The organism is Bartonella sp. AP20NXHL (assembly GCF_042196165.1).
Classification (GTDB): Bacteria; Pseudomonadota; Alphaproteobacteria; order Rhizobiales; family Rhizobiaceae; genus Bartonella.
The window spans coordinates 130,690-146,431 of record NZ_JBHIPV010000001.1; the positions used below are offsets into that span (position 1 = coordinate 130,690).

Sequence of the window (15,742 nt, forward strand, 5' to 3'; positions counted from 1 at the left end):
ACATGAAAACAAAATGTGAAATACTCCACGCAAATTGCCTTCAACTAGGCGGCAAGGGGCTGTTAATTATAGGTCCATCGGGATCAGGAAAATCAACCCTCACCCTTTCTTTGCTTGACCGCGCTGAGTGGTCAAAACGTGAAGCGAAGCTTATCAGTGATGATTATACAATGTTGCGTGCGGAAAATGGAAAGCTTCACGGATACACTCCCGATAATTTAGAGGGCGGCATCGAGATTCGTGGCGTTGGTCTTTATATGATAGAATTTGAAAAGCACACAACTATCGATTGTGTTATTTTTCTCGGTCCGGAATATGAACGTTTTTCCACAAATAAAACTTTTCAATTTGAAAATTTGCACATTCCTCTTTTAAAACTTCCCTCTCTTCGTGAAGCCGATTGTACCGCCATTTGTCAAGCTATTGAAGCATTTTTGTTTAAAAAAATATGGCAAAAATCTGTCTAATTTTTTTCTAAAGATAAAAAAATCACAATTTTTGCCTTTTTTTTGCAAATTTTTCTTGGCAGCAAGATAAAGCCTTGTACAATGTCTTTCCCACCAATATGGTTGGGTCTTATTAGTTAACAGGAGTTTGCGTAAATGATTGGACTCGTGCTTGTAACGCACGGTGAGCTGGCTGTCGAATTTTTACATGCCGTGGAACATGTTGTTGGAGTACAAGAAAAGTTCGCAACAATATGCGTTTATCCCGATGACGATATAGATCAGCGCCGAGGTGATATTATAGCCGCAGTAACCGATACAGATACGGATCATGGCGTCATCATATTAACAGATGTGTTCGGTGGAACACCATCAAATATAGCTATTCCTGCTATTGAAAAAGGACGCGTTGAAATGATTGCGGGTGTTAATTTGCCCATGCTTATTAAACTGATTTCTATTCGCAAATGTCCGGATATTTCATTATCAGACGCGTTAAGAATAGCACAAGAAGCAGGGCGTAAATATATTAATGTACCAAGTATGATTAGCGGATAATAAAATACCAATGTTTTCCAAAGATACCCTCCCGTGTATAAGTCGTCATTTCAATATCTGTAATAAACGTGGGTTACATGCACGTGCTTCTGCAAAATTTGTACAAACTGTTGACAATTTTAATGTTACTGTTGAAGTTGAAAAAGATGGAAAAATTGTTGGCGGATCATCAATTATGGGACTTATGATGCTAGCGGCTTCATCCGGTTGCAACCTCACCATTCGTGTTTCAGGACCAGAAGCAACAGATGCTCTTAATGCTCTTGAAAAGCTCATCAATAACAACTTTGGAGAGGAAAACTAGTGCTTTTTCATCATAAACAAGGATGATAATTCTTAGAAAATAGGAACTTTCCATCATTATTTTGAAATTTAATTTCTCTTCCGCTTTTATACCAATATTCATATCCATTATGGATTGGTATAATTATCATAAATGTAAAAGCTTATAGTAATTTTGTTATGCTGGTTTTTTTCTTCCTTTCCTAACATTATTTGACCAATTTGAATAGTTTTGCGTATTATGGCTATTCCCCGACTTAATCATATAATTAAATCTTTACAGAAAAGAGAACTCTTCACCTTGTATTAGAATATGCTTTATTTTAGGCTAAAGATAAATGTCAAAATAATTTCGCACATCAACAATCTATCAACTTTTCTTATTTTCTGCTAACTTTGTAGCCTTTATAATACACAAGTAATCTTCCATTGCACATCATTGTGATACAGATCATGAAAACGCAATTCTTATCAATGTCATAACCATTTTCTTAAAACGAATAAGCTTTGTACGCTCATAATTATAGTAAGCATTTTTTAGACATTCTTTTTCTATACTATTGCCTTGTTTTATGTGGTACGTGCCCCGCCCTTATTATCTATATTGCGCTTGGGATAGCATCTTTCATTATAAGGAGATAATATCATGGGTCGTCTATTTAGTGCTCTCCAGATTCCTCAACAAACAACAAAAGCCCTCGTATCATTGCAAAATGGCTTACCAAAAGCGCAATGGATCAACCCGCAAAATTTTCATGTCACCTTATCTTTTTTTGGCGAAGTTGAAAGTTCTACAGCAGATGAAATTATGCATACCTTTAACACTATAGAACTTCCTTCTTTTACGCTACAGATAAAGGGTTTTGAAGTTTTTGGTTCAGAAAATGCTCCCCATTCTCTTGTGGTTCGCATTGAACCTTGTGAAAAGCTTACTCTTTTACATGAAAAGATGCAATATATTCGGAATAAATTAGAGTTAAAGCCTGATGAAAGACTGTTTATTCCGCATATCACTCTTGCACGAATATTTGATATTAATCTTAAAGATCTTTCTTCTTATCTATCTTTTCAAGATGATTTTTTTGTCCCTCCTTTTGAAGTTGATCATTTTGTTTTATTGTTATCGGCCTCTCCCTTAAATAAGGCTCCCTATATTGTAAAAGGAAATTGGCCACTTCAAAAATAAAAGGGTGTTTGTCACACCCTTTAAAAACTCTTTGAGAAAAGACCCTATATATATATGAAACTGCAGGGAATACTGCATTTTACGATAGAGGTTTGTTATTGATGTGTTTTAAGCCGAATCAGCTTCAACAGAAGCTTCTTTTGCTCCTCCTTTAGCTACACCCACTATAGCTGGACGTAACACCCTTTCCCCGATAATATAACCTGCCTGAACCACTTGTTGAACAGTATTATCTGGAACATCAGCATTGGGAATTTCAAACATCGCTTGATGAAAGTGAGGATCAAATTTTTGCCCCTCTGGATGAATTTTTTGCACCCCATGACGTTCTAATGCTGCCATCATGGCACGTTCAGTCATTTCAACGCCTTCTGCCAATGATTTCAAACCAGCATCACTCTCCCGTGCACCTTCTGGAATAGCTTCCAAAGCACGATTGAGATTGTCAGAAACCGATAACATATCCCGTGCAAAATTAGCAATGGAATAAGCCTTTGCATCCGCCACATCTCGCATAGTACGGCGTCGAAGATTTTCCATATCTGCAACAAGACGTAAAAGCTGATCTTTCAGTTCTTTATTTTCATCCTGCAAAGACGCTAAAAGATCACTAACCTCATTGCTTTCTGTTTCAATGACTTCGTGTTCCTCTGTTTTATGTGTTTTTAAAAATTCATCGGCTGCCTGTTTAAGTGTATTACGATCAGCTGGATTTTTTAAATCACAATTTTCAAATGAAGCGTCAGTAAATTTGTTTTTTTCATCAGACATAAAAATTTTATTCCTTCATAAGATTCGTTATTCTCGATATCGAAATTCTACAGACAAAAATCAAGGGGTAGCGATGTATATAATACAATGAGCTTTTATAGTACAAATACTTACTTGCATCGTTTTAACGCAATAACTGTGACACAAGTTGAGCTGTATAATCAACCATGGGCACAATCCTTGCATAATTAAGCCGTGTAGGACCAATAACACCTAAAGCACCAATGACTCTTTGTTGTGAATCTCGATAAGGTGCTACAACTAAAGAAGAACCAGAAAGAGAAAATAACTTATTTTCTGAACCAATAAAAATTCTAACCCCAGAACCTTCATCCGTTAAATCGAGAAGCTGTGCCATACTCTCGCGCGTTTCAAGATCATCAAACAAATGGCGTAACCGTTCTAAATCTTCTTCTGCTTTTACATCTTCAAGTAAATTGCTACGCCCGCGAACAATGAGGTGTATTTTATGATCAGCATCTTCTCCTCCCCAAAGAGCTAATCCCGTTTCAACAAGATGATGTGATAAATCATCAAGTGCGGCCCTTGTTTCTGCGCATAAGCGGGCAATTTCCCCTTTAGCTTCACTCAATGTACGCCCTTGAATATGGGCATTGAGAAAATTCGTTGCTTCCGTCAATTGTGCATGGGTAACCCCTTCTGGTAAATGAACAATACGATTTTCAACTTCACCTTGTTGAGTCACCAAAACGGCAAGAGCGTGCTCCCTATCAAGGCGCACAAATTCAATATGTTTCAATGTTCCTTCTTGTTTTGTTGCTAAAACAAGCCCTGCCCCACGTGAAAGATCTGAAAGAACTCGGCTTGCTTGAACAAGAAAATGTTCAACCGATTGTGCATGACCAGCCTCTTTGACTTGCATTTCAATATTTTCTCGCTCTTCGTTTGGCAAATCACCCGCTTCCATAAATGCATCAACAAAAAAGCGTAAACCTGATTGTGTCGGCATTCGACCCGCAGAAACATGTGGTGCATAAATCAAACCGAGATGTTCAAGATCACTCATCACATTGCGAATCGTCGCAGGCGATAATGTCTGTTGTAAAAGCCGCGAAAGATTACGTGACCCTACAGGTTCACCATCATTAAGATAAGCTTCAACAATATGGCGAAAAATATCACGCGAACGTTCATCAAGATATTTTAGTTCATTATCAATAGTTTTGTGCTTCATCACAATTGTTTCACTACTTTTAAAATCCTCATCTCTTATATAAGTTTTGTCAAGGTTTGGTCAAATAGTCTAAAGTAGTATAAAAATATATTATCCTATTGAGCTGTAAAATGCTACCTTTCAGAGTAATGCTTGATAAATTACGCAGGAAATATTTTTTGTTAGAGTGTGTGAGAAATATTTAAGATAAGAGTTGATCTGTAAAATGGTCTGCTGTAGGGACTTATCAAGAGAATCTAGATTGATTAAAAACCGCTGTAGATAGAAAATTTCACCCTTTAGAGCAAGCAGGAAATTGGAAATTTACCATAAAAATGCTATATAAATAAAGAGATGTCTTTCATATCTTTGCAAGGTTATCTTCATACAAGATAAAAAATTTTATTGGAATAAAATATCATTAAACGTGTAAAATAATCATATCATGTAAAATGTGTGTGTATGAGCATTAAAGTCGGTTTTTAGCACAAAAATAATTCCCCTTTCATTTTTGGAGAAATCTATATGAGAAGCATAGCAGATAAAAAACTTGTCATTGCTACACATAACACCGGAAAATTGCATGAAATCACTACTTTAATTACGCCTTTCGGTTTAATAATACAATCGGCAAAAGAACTGGGCTTGCCAGAACCAAAAGAAACGGGAAAAACATTTGAAGAAAATGCTTATATTAAAGCTTTTTCAGCAGCAAAAAAAACAGGACTTCCTGCCCTATCTGATGATTCAGGCTTAGAGGTAGATGCATTGGAGGGTGCGCCAGGCGTTTATACCGCTGATTGGGCAATTCAAGCCGATGGTACACGTAATTTTCCAAAAGCTATGAAAAAAATAGAAAATGAACTCCAAAAAGTCGGAGCACGAGAAAAAAGTCAACGGAAATGCCGTTTTATATCCGTCATTTGCATTGCATGGCCTGATGCTCATGCAGATTACTTCCGTGGATGCGTTGAAGGAACGTTCATTTGGCCTCCACGGGGAGATAAAGGCTTTGGTTTTGATCCTATTTTTTTACCCGATGGATGTGAAAATACCTTTGGAGAAATGTCAACAGAGCAAAAACACAACTGGAAACGTAATGATATTCCCCCTCTTTCACATCGCGCACGTGCTTTCAAACTTTTGGCAGAAAACCTTTTAGCATTCTCATGAATGAACCTTTTGGCATTTACATTCATTGGCCCTTTTGTGCAGCTAAATGTCCTTATTGTGACTTTAATTCGCATGTTCGCATCCATGGTGTTGATCAACCACGTTTTGTCACCGCCTTTAAGCGCGAAATAGAAACGCAATACCACAAAATAGGCCCACGCCATATTACAAGTATTTTTATTGGTGGAGGAACCCCTTCCCTTATGGAGCCGCAAACTGTCGATGCCCTATTGCAAGCACTTGCAAAAAAATGGGTAGTCGATGATAAAGTTGAAATTACATTAGAAGCTAATCCATCCAGTGTGGAAGCAGAGCGCTTTCGTGGATACCGTGCGGCAGGTGTTAATCGCTTATCTCTAGGGATACAAGCGCTCAATGATAAAGCATTGCGCAAACTTGGCCGACTCCATAATGTGGAACAAGCTCTTTGTGCCATTGCTTTAGCACGGCAAATTTTTCCACGTTTATCCTTTGATCTCATTTATGCCCGCCCCGAACAAACCCTTGAACAATGGAAATCTGAACTTGTACAAGCAATTGATTTAGCAGCGGACCATCTTTCTCTTTATCAATTGACGATCGAAGAAGGAACCGCCTTTAAACGGCTTCATGATGCAGGAAGACTTATCCTTCCCCCATCAGAGCTAGCAGCAGATCTGTATCATCTTACTCAAGAAATAACGGCACTACATGGACTTCCTGCCTATGAAATCTCAAACCATGCAATGCCCGGTGCCGAATCAGCACACAATCTTCTTTATTGGCGTTATCACCAATATGCAGGCTTTGGTCCAGGAGCACATGGACGTTTCATTGAGCACGCATCGAATCATTCCTCTTTCTGTTCAAAAACATTGTCATCACACCTTGAAAACCGCGAACGTTATGTCACAATAAATGAAAAGCATCCCGAACAGTGGCTTAATTTGGTAGAAACAACAGGACATGGCTGTATTGAAACGGAACATTTAACCACTGAACAACAGGCAAATGAAATGCTCCTTATGGGATTACGCCTTTGCGAAGGCTTAGAACTTATACGCTATGAAACCTTAAGCCCTAAACGTATCCCAATGGAAAAACTGATCGATTTACAACACCAAGAATTGATAGAAATGGTGGATAACCAACGCTTAAAAGCAACAACCAAAGGACGTATTGTTCTTGATCACATCATAAGCCAACTTGCAAATTAAAGTTTTTATAACAACATACTTATTTTAATCATAATTATCATTTTTCATAGCAAGGTGAGATTAGAATATTGTGAGCTTCTCTCATTTCAAAACTATTTATAGCAAGTTAGTTATCGCCATTTGCTTACACCTTAAAAATAGAGAAGCATGTGGATAAAAACTATAAAAAAGGAGTAAAAAGGCCTCTTATGAACACTCTTAAGTGCTAAAAGCTATTGCAATATTTTGAGCTAGAAAGTGTATGGTGCTCTAACTTTATTTTTCATAAACATAAAGATGGGGAAGCATTATAGATTTTATATTACAACATTCATAAGCACCGTAGTAGCACAAATGTGACAAACATTGAGAAAATTTCTCTAAAACAAATACGTGAATGCATAACACGATAATGTATTTTTTCTTTATGAAATCGTGGCACCATTAAAAGAACCATAGAAATAAGCATGAAACCATGCATCAATTTCTGATTATTTAAAAAGATCTTACTCTATTTACTTTTGAAAACTGTAAAGCCGAATAAAAAAGAAAGTAAAAAAGCACGCTGATTTTCACCTTTATACCTTTATATTTTTCCTCAATAAGATTGTATGTCTGTTTCAGAGATTATAAAAAATAGATATACGCAATACTTTTATCCTATTCTGGCATGTAAAAGCGGTTATCGCAAAAAGTACTGAACCAATATTTATTTGAGATACGCGGCTGTATGATTGGTATTGATTTATAGGTCACAGCAAAATCACGAGCTTTATTAAACAAATAATGCACTCAAATGGCAAATATACCCGATATGAATCGAGATTGCTTTGTTAGCGAGCGAAACGACGTTAATCCCATATAATCTTACTTGTATGCATAATGCTTATGAGTATCTGTACGCGTCCTTTAAGGTTATTTTATTAAAAAATTGAGAATAATACTAGGACAATCCTTGGCTCAAGAAGTCAACGTGCTGCTACAAAAAATTCTGTGTATCTTTATCATAACCAAGATTAAAGCTGATTAAATAAGCTCACCTTCTATCTCGTAATGATTTTGCAACGGAAGTTCTTGGGGACAAAAAAAGCATGGCAAAATATATGAAATAAAACAAACTTAAAGCGCTTTTCCTATAGGCTTTATTCTAAGAGAGTCTAATTGGAACAAGAAGTACCTTTTATGAGAGTGCAGAAAACATATCAAAACATGAGCTGTGAATGAGCGCATTTATGTTGTACGAACTTTTTACAATAGCAGCATGTTTTTGTGTGTCTTTATGGCTTCAACCTGTCATCACACAATGATGATATAATATTCATTGTTTTCCATATATGATTGCGTGTGACTTCCTTTCTACACTTTAAAGAACGAATATTTTCAATCCAATATGGTCTAAACAGTTCTACTTCTTCAAGCAGGTCTCTCTTGGCTTTCCAATTATGTAATTCACTTAACTAAAAACTCTACAGGCAAGAATCCCAACTTAAGAATATTCATCACTTACTCTAAAACCACTTAATATATTAAGTCTTACGAGACTCATATCACCACACCTTAAATGTCAATATCTTATAGCTCAACAAGATAAAGGTATTTTTGAACCAAAAATCTTTTCTTTATGCAAAAAATTCAATAATAAAACGCTCATAAATAGCAGTAAGAGTTTCCACTGCATCAAGGGCCACACACTCATCTACCATATGCATCGTTTGCCCTGGTAAGCCAAATTCAATCACTGGGCAATAATCCTTAATAAATCGCGCATCTGAAGTACCACCAGAAGTGGAACATTCTGGTATATTCCCTGTTACACTTTTAATAGCATTGGATAAAGTTTGAATGAGTTTATCATTTTTGGTCAAAAAAACATCTCCTAAACTTGGAATCCATTCAAGCTGATAAGAGGGATATTGGTCACCATTGTTTTTTGATTGCACCAAAGCAAGACGCTTTTCAATTTCCTTCATCAGTGTTTCTTTTGTCCAAAGATCATTGTAGCGTATATTAAAATGAACTGTTGTCTGCGCTGGGATAACATTGACCGCTAAATTACCGGTATCGATGCTTGTTAGCTCTAGATTACTGGGTTGAAAATTCTCTGTCCCTTTATCTAAATCAGTTTGTGTCAATGCTTGAATAAGCTTACTTGCCAAAGGCAAGGGATTAGCAGCCCGCTCTGGAAAAGCAACATGACCTTGGCGACCTTTCACGGTAATGATACCAGAAATCGATCCGCGGCGACCGATTTTGATGACATCCCCAACAGTCTTTACACTTGTTGGTTCCCCCACAAGAGCCGCAGTCCATTTTTCGCCTTTTTTTTCTGCCCATTTGAGAAGTTTGACGGTACCATTAACAGCAGGTCCCTCTTCATCACCGGTAATCAAAAAACTTACCATTCCTTTAATGGATCGTTTCTCAAGAACTCGCGCTAGCGCCGCAATAAAACAAGCGATTCCGCCCTTCATATCAACAGCACCCCGCCCATATAATTTCCCCTGATCTATGACAGCTTCAAAAGGTGAATAAGTCCAATCTTCCAATGCACCTGGTGGTACGACATCTGTATGACCCGCAAACATAAGATGGGGTCCTTCATTTCCCATTTTTGCATAAAGATTTTCAACATTATCTGTATTTTTATCCGTAAAAATAGGGCGCTCGACGTGAAATCCCATTTTTTTCAAAAATTGTTCCAAAGTTGATAAAGCCCCCGCTTCATGAGGTGTAACAGAAGGACAACGGATAAGTCTCTTTAGTAGCTGAAGTGGATCTGTAAGAACAGGCATAAGGTCCCTTCCCATTTTTTATAAGTCATCGGAACTTAAGGTTATTACGCTGAATTACAAAAAAGATAAAGAAAAAACATTGAAGACACTCAGCAAACCAAGCAGGGGAGAACAATCGTGCTGAGAGCTTCAATGGCTTCCTCATTATAAATGAGCAAGCACACACACAACAAAACACTCAACAAAAAGTTCCGTTAAATGTTGCCTTCATTTGAAAGTTTTTTACGCCTCTAAATTATATGAATCAAAATTAATTGCTTGCAATCTATGGGCATTTTCCTTCAACCAAGCACGGTACGTTTTACTATCAGGACATAGCTCTTCACAAAGAGCCCAAAATCTTGGTCCGTGATTCATTTCAACAAGATGAGCAACCTCATGAGCAACAACATATTCCACAACTTCTTTTGGTGCCATAACAAGGCGCCAAGAAAAAGAAAGACGCTTATCTATTGAACAAGATCCCCAACGACTTCTCGTATCTTTATAACAAATTGATTTGACTTTACGCTCTACTTTATGGGCATAATGTGCCACCAAAGGTGTTATAATAAGTGCTGCTTGTTTTTTCAAAACGTCAGCAATGCGTCTTGGGAGGTATTCTAATTGACCATAAACGATAATTTTAGGTCCTTGCTCCGCATCTGCTGTAATGATTTCTGTTACCCCACGCCCTTCTCTATGCTTTATGGTATGGGAAACACCTAATAAAGGAATCATTGCCCCCTCTTTGAGATAAGCATTTTCATGAGAGATTTGTAAACGAGCAAGACGTGCCTCAATCCAAGATCGATGCTTTTCAATAAAACTTTGAATCGTACAGAGACTTATCGCTGGTGGTGTTGTTACACAAATCTCTTGACTGCTGGTATCAATACGTAAGGTAAGACGGCGTGCATACTTATTTTCCCGCACCCGTACAGGTACAGAGCGATCAGAAAAAATAAAATGCTGCTTAGAAATGCTCATATATTTTTATCTTCATCAATAAATGTACCCCTTATTTTGCATTAATCTGATTAATAAAAGATCTCAATACTGTTTCAAGGCAATCTAAATCTTGTGGACGAGAAAAGCGATGATCTGCATCACGAACAAGTGTCAACGTTACATCATGGAGAGGTAAATGATCAAGTAAAGTCAATGTATGCTGATAGGGAATATCTTCATCTTCCATCCCTTGTAGAATATGGACTGGACACCCAACATCAATGCATCCTTGCATAACACAATTTTCGCGCCCATCTTCAATTAATTTTTTTGTAAAGGGCATTGGCTCTGTATCATCAACAGCAGGTCGTTCAATATAGCCTTTTTCTTCCAAAATCTTCCATTCTTCTGGGCCTAATTTTGGTTCCACCAATGTTTGTGTAAAATCAGGCGCTGGAGCAATCAATATCATGCCAGCAAGCTTCTTATTTTTCTGTGCTAGCATCATAGCAAGCCTTAGTGCAATCCACCCACCCATAGAGGAACCAATCAAAATTTGTGGACCCTCACAATAGGTTTCAAAAGTCGCTAAACTTTCCTTAACCCAACGCGAAATTGTTCCTTGAAAAAAATCACCTTCAGATTCTCCATGTCCAGAATAATCAAAACGTAAACAAGACAAATCATTCTTCTGAGCAAACTGATCAACTAACGTTGCCTTACTTCCCAACATATCGGATTGATAGCCAGGAAGCCAAACCAAACCTGGAGATTGGCGCCCCTTGCGATAGCGTACTGCAAGTGTGGTGTTCTCAAACGAAAAAAACTGACAAGGAATATGTTGATCCATGATTCTTTATCCTCCATAAAACAATTTCTTTAAATTAAGAGAAAACTTTTATAATCTAAATCATTCCAAAAAGTAATAAATCAAATAATGAAAATAACACGAATTATAGTTGTTTTTAGGTGCATAATTGTATATTAAATTAACTGTAGTTGAATCAAAATTTAAGGAGCATAAACCATTCGTAAACCGTTTAAAATGACACCTACCCAAAAAGACGGACCACGTTCAAATAAGGATATTCGGGTACCTCATGTTCAGCTTATCAATGATGAGGGACAACATCAGGGAGTTGTTGCGATACAAGAAGCTCTTGCTATGGCTGCAGATGCGGGACTTGATTTGGTTGAGATTGTACCAAATGCAGAGCCACCCGTATGTAAAATCATCGATTTGGGAAAATTAAAATATCAAACCCAAAAAAAAGCTGCTGAAACACGTAAGAAGCAAAAAGTCATCGAAATCAAAGAGATTAAGATGCGCCCAAATGTTGATGTCCATGATTATGGAGTCAAGCTCAAGGCTGTTCATCGCTTTATTGATCATGGTGATAAAGTAAAGATTACTTTGCGTTTTCGTGGTCGTGAGATGGCTCACCAAGATCTTGGATTAAAGCTTCTTCAGCGTGTGAAAGAAGATACAAGTGAAATTGCCAAAATCGAATTGGAGCCAAAGCTTGAAGGCCGGCAAATGATGATGGTGATAGCACCTAAATAGTTTTGCATTGGAATAATATTCGCATGCAACTCATCAGCATGAGCGTATGGTATTTTTAGAAGCACCACATAGAGTTTTTGTGGTGCTTTTAAGGTTTTATAAATGTGTATAAAGCCTTTTAAGAGTTTAATAATGCTTGATCGATTTATAAGAAGAATTCGTTATTTTGCATATTAAATGAGAAAGCTCAAACATCGTAAGGCCTTCTTATTTCAAGCACTCTTATCATGCAATGCGGCGAAATTGTTTGCTTACACATCACAAATGGAGATGATACATAAAAAATTATTAAAAAAGCAGAAATGTTTTTTGTGAGCCATTTCAAGTGCCAAAGGCTATCACAATACGGAAATTGGTAAATACAATAGTGAAACTCGCCGGTATCTTTTATTGAAAACTAAAAATAATGATGAACAACGAATTTTCGTTATACCTTTTACAGAAACTTTGCACTACATTCTTCACTCTCGCCGTCGTGAAATTGATATGATGAGCCTTGAAAGAAAAGACTATTTTTGTAAAAAAGATTAAGGGGCTTTTTAATTAAGAGTGTTTCAATCTTGCATAAAATAATGAGAGAATATAGAAGCACTTCATGGCTAAAAAACAAATTTCCTCTTTCGACAAACATCTTATTATCCGCCTTTTACGAGAAAATTTTCGTAAACATATGCGTTGGTACAGTGCGGCTATCTTCTCAATGATCATCATTTCTTGTACCACAGCAACCAGTGCATGGATTATGCGGGATGTTGTTAATCAGATTATTGATGCACAAAATTTTCCTATGATTATTTTGATTTCTAGCTTCATTGCTTTTATCTTTATTCTCAAAGGAGTTGCAACTTTTTTCCAAACTTACTTTCTAAACAAAGCAGGCAACAGTATCATTGCTGAACAACAGCGTAAAATTTTTGCACGACTTATGGAACAAGGAGTCTCTTTTTATCATAATAATACTTCATCTGATCTTCTTGTTCGTGTAACTCATAATGCAACAGCCGTACGTAATATAATTGATACTATTATCACAACTTTTGTACGTGATTTGCTTTCCGTTAGTGGTCTGTTGCTTGTCATGTTCATTCAAAACTTTGTGTTAATCTCCATTACTTTAATCGTAGGACCACTAGCTTTTTTAGGCGTTCGAATGGCTTTAAAACGCGTTCGCAGCTTGATGGAAAAAGAGCTCCTTTCACTTGGTGAAATTATCAAAATCGTACAGGAAACGGCTGTTGGTATTCGAATCATCAAGGCCTTTTCACTAGAAGAAGTCATGAAAAAACGGATGGACAAAGCCATTTGTGATGTTGAAAAACAAACAAACAGTATTGCAACACTCGAAGCTATTACCAATCCAATTATGGAAACACTCACGGGTGTTGCCATTGCAGGTATTATTTGTTTTTCCGGTTATCTTGCAACCCAACGCGCAGGTGTTCAAGGTGAATTTATGTCCTTTATTGTTGCTTTACTTTTAGCTTATGAACCCGCAAAAAGACTAGCAAATGTACGTGTTAAAATTGAATCTGGCTTGGTCAATATCCGTACGATGTTTGAAATACTCGATTGTCCCCTTACAGTTGTAGAACATAAAGAAGCTAAAGATCTGAATAAAACGCAAGGAACTATTCGTTTCGAACATGTTTCTTTTGCATACACTAATAACAAAATGATATTGAAAGACATCAATCTAGAAATAGAAGCCGGAAAAATGACAGCATTGGTGGGACCATCCGGTTCGGGAAAATCAACCCTTATCAACCTTATTATGCGCCTCTATGACCCCACAAAAGGACGCATATTGATTAATGATCAAGACATTCGCTACACAACATTTCGCTCTCTGAGAAACCTGATGGCCTATGTAGGACAGGATACTTTTCTCTTTCAAGGAACTGTTAAATATAATATCGGGCTTGGAAAAGAAGGGGCTAGTGATGACGAAATTATCGAAGCAGCAAAAGCAGCAAATGCTCATGACTTTATTATGAGTTTGCCAAATGGTTATGATACACAGATAGGTGATAATGGCTGTAATCTTTCAGGGGGGCAAAAACAACGACTCGCTATCGCTAGAGCAATGATTCACGATAGTGAAATTCTGATTCTTGATGAAGCAACAAGTGCGCTCGATTCACACACCGAAGCACAAATTAATGAAGCCATTCACCACCTTACTAAAGGACGCACAACGATCATTATTGCTCATCGCCTTTCAACGATTGCTCGTGCTCATAAAATTGTGGTCATACAAAATGGACAACTGATTGAACAAGGTACTCAAAAAGAATTGCTAGCAAAAGAAAATGGGTTTTATAAAAAACTTCATAATATCCAGTTCAAAAAACATACCTCCTAATTTCTAGATCCTTAAATAAGATTTGAAATAAAAAATGGATAGAAGGTAATGCTCCATTTATAAAAAAAGACTTGTTATCAAGAAAAAGCATTACTTCAATCAAGAATTGGTAAAGAATTTATGGTTTATTGAAAATAAAATCCTTGGATTTAGATGAAAACTTTACTCGTTGTTTTGTTGAATGCAAAAGATAAGATGTAATTTGCTTATTGCAAATTTTCTTTATATTTATGATGAATCAATCAAAAGCGCTTGTTGTACGTCATAAGAGATATTGGTATATGCATAAAAACTCTTAAGATAAGCAATAAAAATACCTCTACACTTTCAAGTGAAAAGATTGTCAGCAACATGAAAAGCTGGAAAATAGAATGATAATGCCGGCTTATAGCTTTAGCAAATACTTATACCTTTATTAATAACGGTAGTGTAGATTTTATACCATTCATAAGAGGTACTTTATACCATTTCACAAGCAATCTTATGAAATAGACTCAAGCGCACACTGAGAAATGTTCCTTTAAAACAAGTACATAAACTTGCAACACAATAATGTTATATTTTGGAGTATTCTGTTTGGGGAGCTATTCGTTATAAGAAAAGTGATCTCATTCAAGACACAATAAACAAAAATCTAAAATAATAGGTAATTTTTATTATTAAAAAATATTGCTTTAAATGCGTTTGACAATAAAATTGATATCTTATGAATTCTCTGCTTGCCTCATGCTTTTGACGGTCTTTAATGGAATCATGTCCTTCACGTAAAAACAGAATGCCATTGTGTTGCAAATTCACGTACTTGTTTTAAAGAGACCTCTCTCAAAGTCTTCCCTAAGCCCATTTCGCGATAACATTCGTGAATTGTATAACGATAAATCCATTAACCCCTCTATCTTTACGCTTATGGAGTAATAAACCGGCACCATTCACACTATTCTGCCAGTCCCTAATGTTGCGACAGCTCTTAGCTCTCGAGATGATTCATAAGAGGCATTTTTAGTCATTTCTTAATAGTTTTATCCACACAGGATTCCCCGCTTGTAGCATACAAGCCGAATGGTTTTGATTGATTCAATACGAAAGAGATTCGTACGATATTCAAAGTTCTAATTCAAGTTGAATAACAATAAATTATCTTTATAAATCAATATATTGCACACACTACATTCTTTAGGCAACAGCACGATATGGGCTTGAAAACAAGGTAAGGTATTTCTCTAAAATAAATATATAGCAGCAAAATAACATACTATCTTTCGTGAAGATTTTGTCCCTTTAGAGAATAGCATAACAAAAAATCGAATATTTCAGATATATCTCTTCACG

At 36.6% G+C, this 15,742-nt stretch carries 13 protein-coding genes; 8 read left to right on the forward strand and 5 right to left on the reverse strand.

What is annotated here, in order from left to right:
- Positions 1-2: 2 nt before the first annotated feature.
- The 4 genes from ACFILL_RS00460 to thpR all read left to right on the forward strand — a co-directional run bounded on the left by ACFILL_RS00460 (position 3) and on the right by thpR (position 2,472).
- On the forward strand, positions 3-467 hold the full coding sequence (locus ACFILL_RS00460) for an HPr kinase/phosphatase C-terminal domain-containing protein (RefSeq protein ID WP_375630571.1): 465 nt from the start codon (positions 3-5) through the stop codon (positions 465-467).
- A gap of 135 nt (positions 468-602) precedes the next feature.
- Entirely contained in the window at positions 603-1,004 is a 402-nt protein-coding gene (locus tag ACFILL_RS00465) for a PTS sugar transporter subunit IIA (protein WP_273790227.1), read from the forward strand.
- A gap of 10 nt (positions 1,005-1,014) precedes the next feature.
- A complete protein-coding gene (locus ACFILL_RS00470; RefSeq protein ID WP_012754483.1) occupies positions 1,015-1,308 on the forward strand; it encodes an HPr family phosphocarrier protein in 294 nt (97 codons plus the stop codon).
- Between the two features lie 624 nt (positions 1,309-1,932).
- A complete protein-coding gene (gene thpR, locus ACFILL_RS00475) occupies positions 1,933-2,472 on the forward strand; it encodes an RNA 2',3'-cyclic phosphodiesterase (protein WP_375637228.1) in 540 nt (179 codons plus the stop codon).
- 108 nt (positions 2,473-2,580) lie between these two features.
- On the opposite strand, the gene grpE is transcribed toward thpR, so the two are convergent.
- On the reverse strand, positions 2,581-3,243 hold the full coding sequence (gene grpE, locus ACFILL_RS00480; protein ID WP_375637230.1) for a nucleotide exchange factor GrpE: 663 nt from the start codon (positions 3,241-3,243) through the stop codon (positions 2,581-2,583).
- Between the two features lie 124 nt (positions 3,244-3,367).
- Entirely contained in the window at positions 3,368-4,438 is a 1,071-nt protein-coding gene (gene hrcA / locus ACFILL_RS00485; RefSeq protein ID WP_273790224.1) for a heat-inducible transcriptional repressor HrcA, read from the reverse strand.
- Between the two features lie 504 nt (positions 4,439-4,942).
- Between hrcA and rdgB the strand changes: the two genes are divergently transcribed.
- Together rdgB and hemW are read left to right on the forward strand one after the other, a co-directional pair.
- Positions 4,943-5,590, forward strand: a complete 648-nt coding sequence (gene rdgB, locus ACFILL_RS00490; protein WP_273790223.1) for an RdgB/HAM1 family non-canonical purine NTP pyrophosphatase — start codon at positions 4,943-4,945, stop codon at positions 5,588-5,590.
- On the forward strand, positions 5,587-6,786 hold the full coding sequence (gene hemW, locus ACFILL_RS00495; protein ID WP_375643001.1) for a radical SAM family heme chaperone HemW: 1,200 nt from the start codon (positions 5,587-5,589) through the stop codon (positions 6,784-6,786). The genes rdgB and hemW overlap by 4 nt, the downstream gene beginning before the upstream one ends.
- A 1,598-nt stretch (positions 6,787-8,384) precedes the next feature.
- Here the strand turns inward: hemW and dapE are convergent.
- From dapE to ACFILL_RS00510, 3 genes are all read right to left on the reverse strand, one after another.
- Positions 8,385-9,557 carry a succinyl-diaminopimelate desuccinylase gene (gene dapE / locus ACFILL_RS00500; RefSeq protein WP_375643003.1) on the reverse strand — a complete coding sequence of 391 codons (1,173 nt, stop codon included), beginning with the start codon at positions 9,555-9,557 and terminating at the stop codon, positions 8,385-8,387.
- A 222-nt stretch (positions 9,558-9,779) separates the two neighbouring features.
- Positions 9,780-10,526, reverse strand: coding sequence for a M48 family metallopeptidase (locus tag ACFILL_RS00505; protein WP_375643004.1), 747 nt, complete (start codon positions 10,524-10,526; stop codon positions 9,780-9,782).
- Between the two features lie 31 nt (positions 10,527-10,557).
- On the reverse strand, positions 10,558-11,337 hold the full coding sequence (locus ACFILL_RS00510; protein ID WP_375643005.1) for an alpha/beta hydrolase: 780 nt from the start codon (positions 11,335-11,337) through the stop codon (positions 10,558-10,560).
- A 195-nt stretch (positions 11,338-11,532) separates the two neighbouring features.
- Here ACFILL_RS00510 and infC point away from each other — a divergent pair, with 195 nt between their 5' ends.
- Both infC and ACFILL_RS00520 read left to right on the forward strand, forming a co-directional pair.
- On the forward strand, positions 11,533-12,051 hold the full coding sequence (infC, locus tag ACFILL_RS00515) for a translation initiation factor IF-3 (protein ID WP_273790218.1): 519 nt from the start codon (positions 11,533-11,535) through the stop codon (positions 12,049-12,051).
- A gap of 595 nt (positions 12,052-12,646) precedes the next feature.
- Entirely contained in the window at positions 12,647-14,413 is a 1,767-nt protein-coding gene (locus tag ACFILL_RS00520) for an ABC transporter ATP-binding protein (protein WP_375643006.1), read from the forward strand.
- The last annotated feature ends 1,329 nt before the right edge of the window (positions 14,414-15,742 follow it).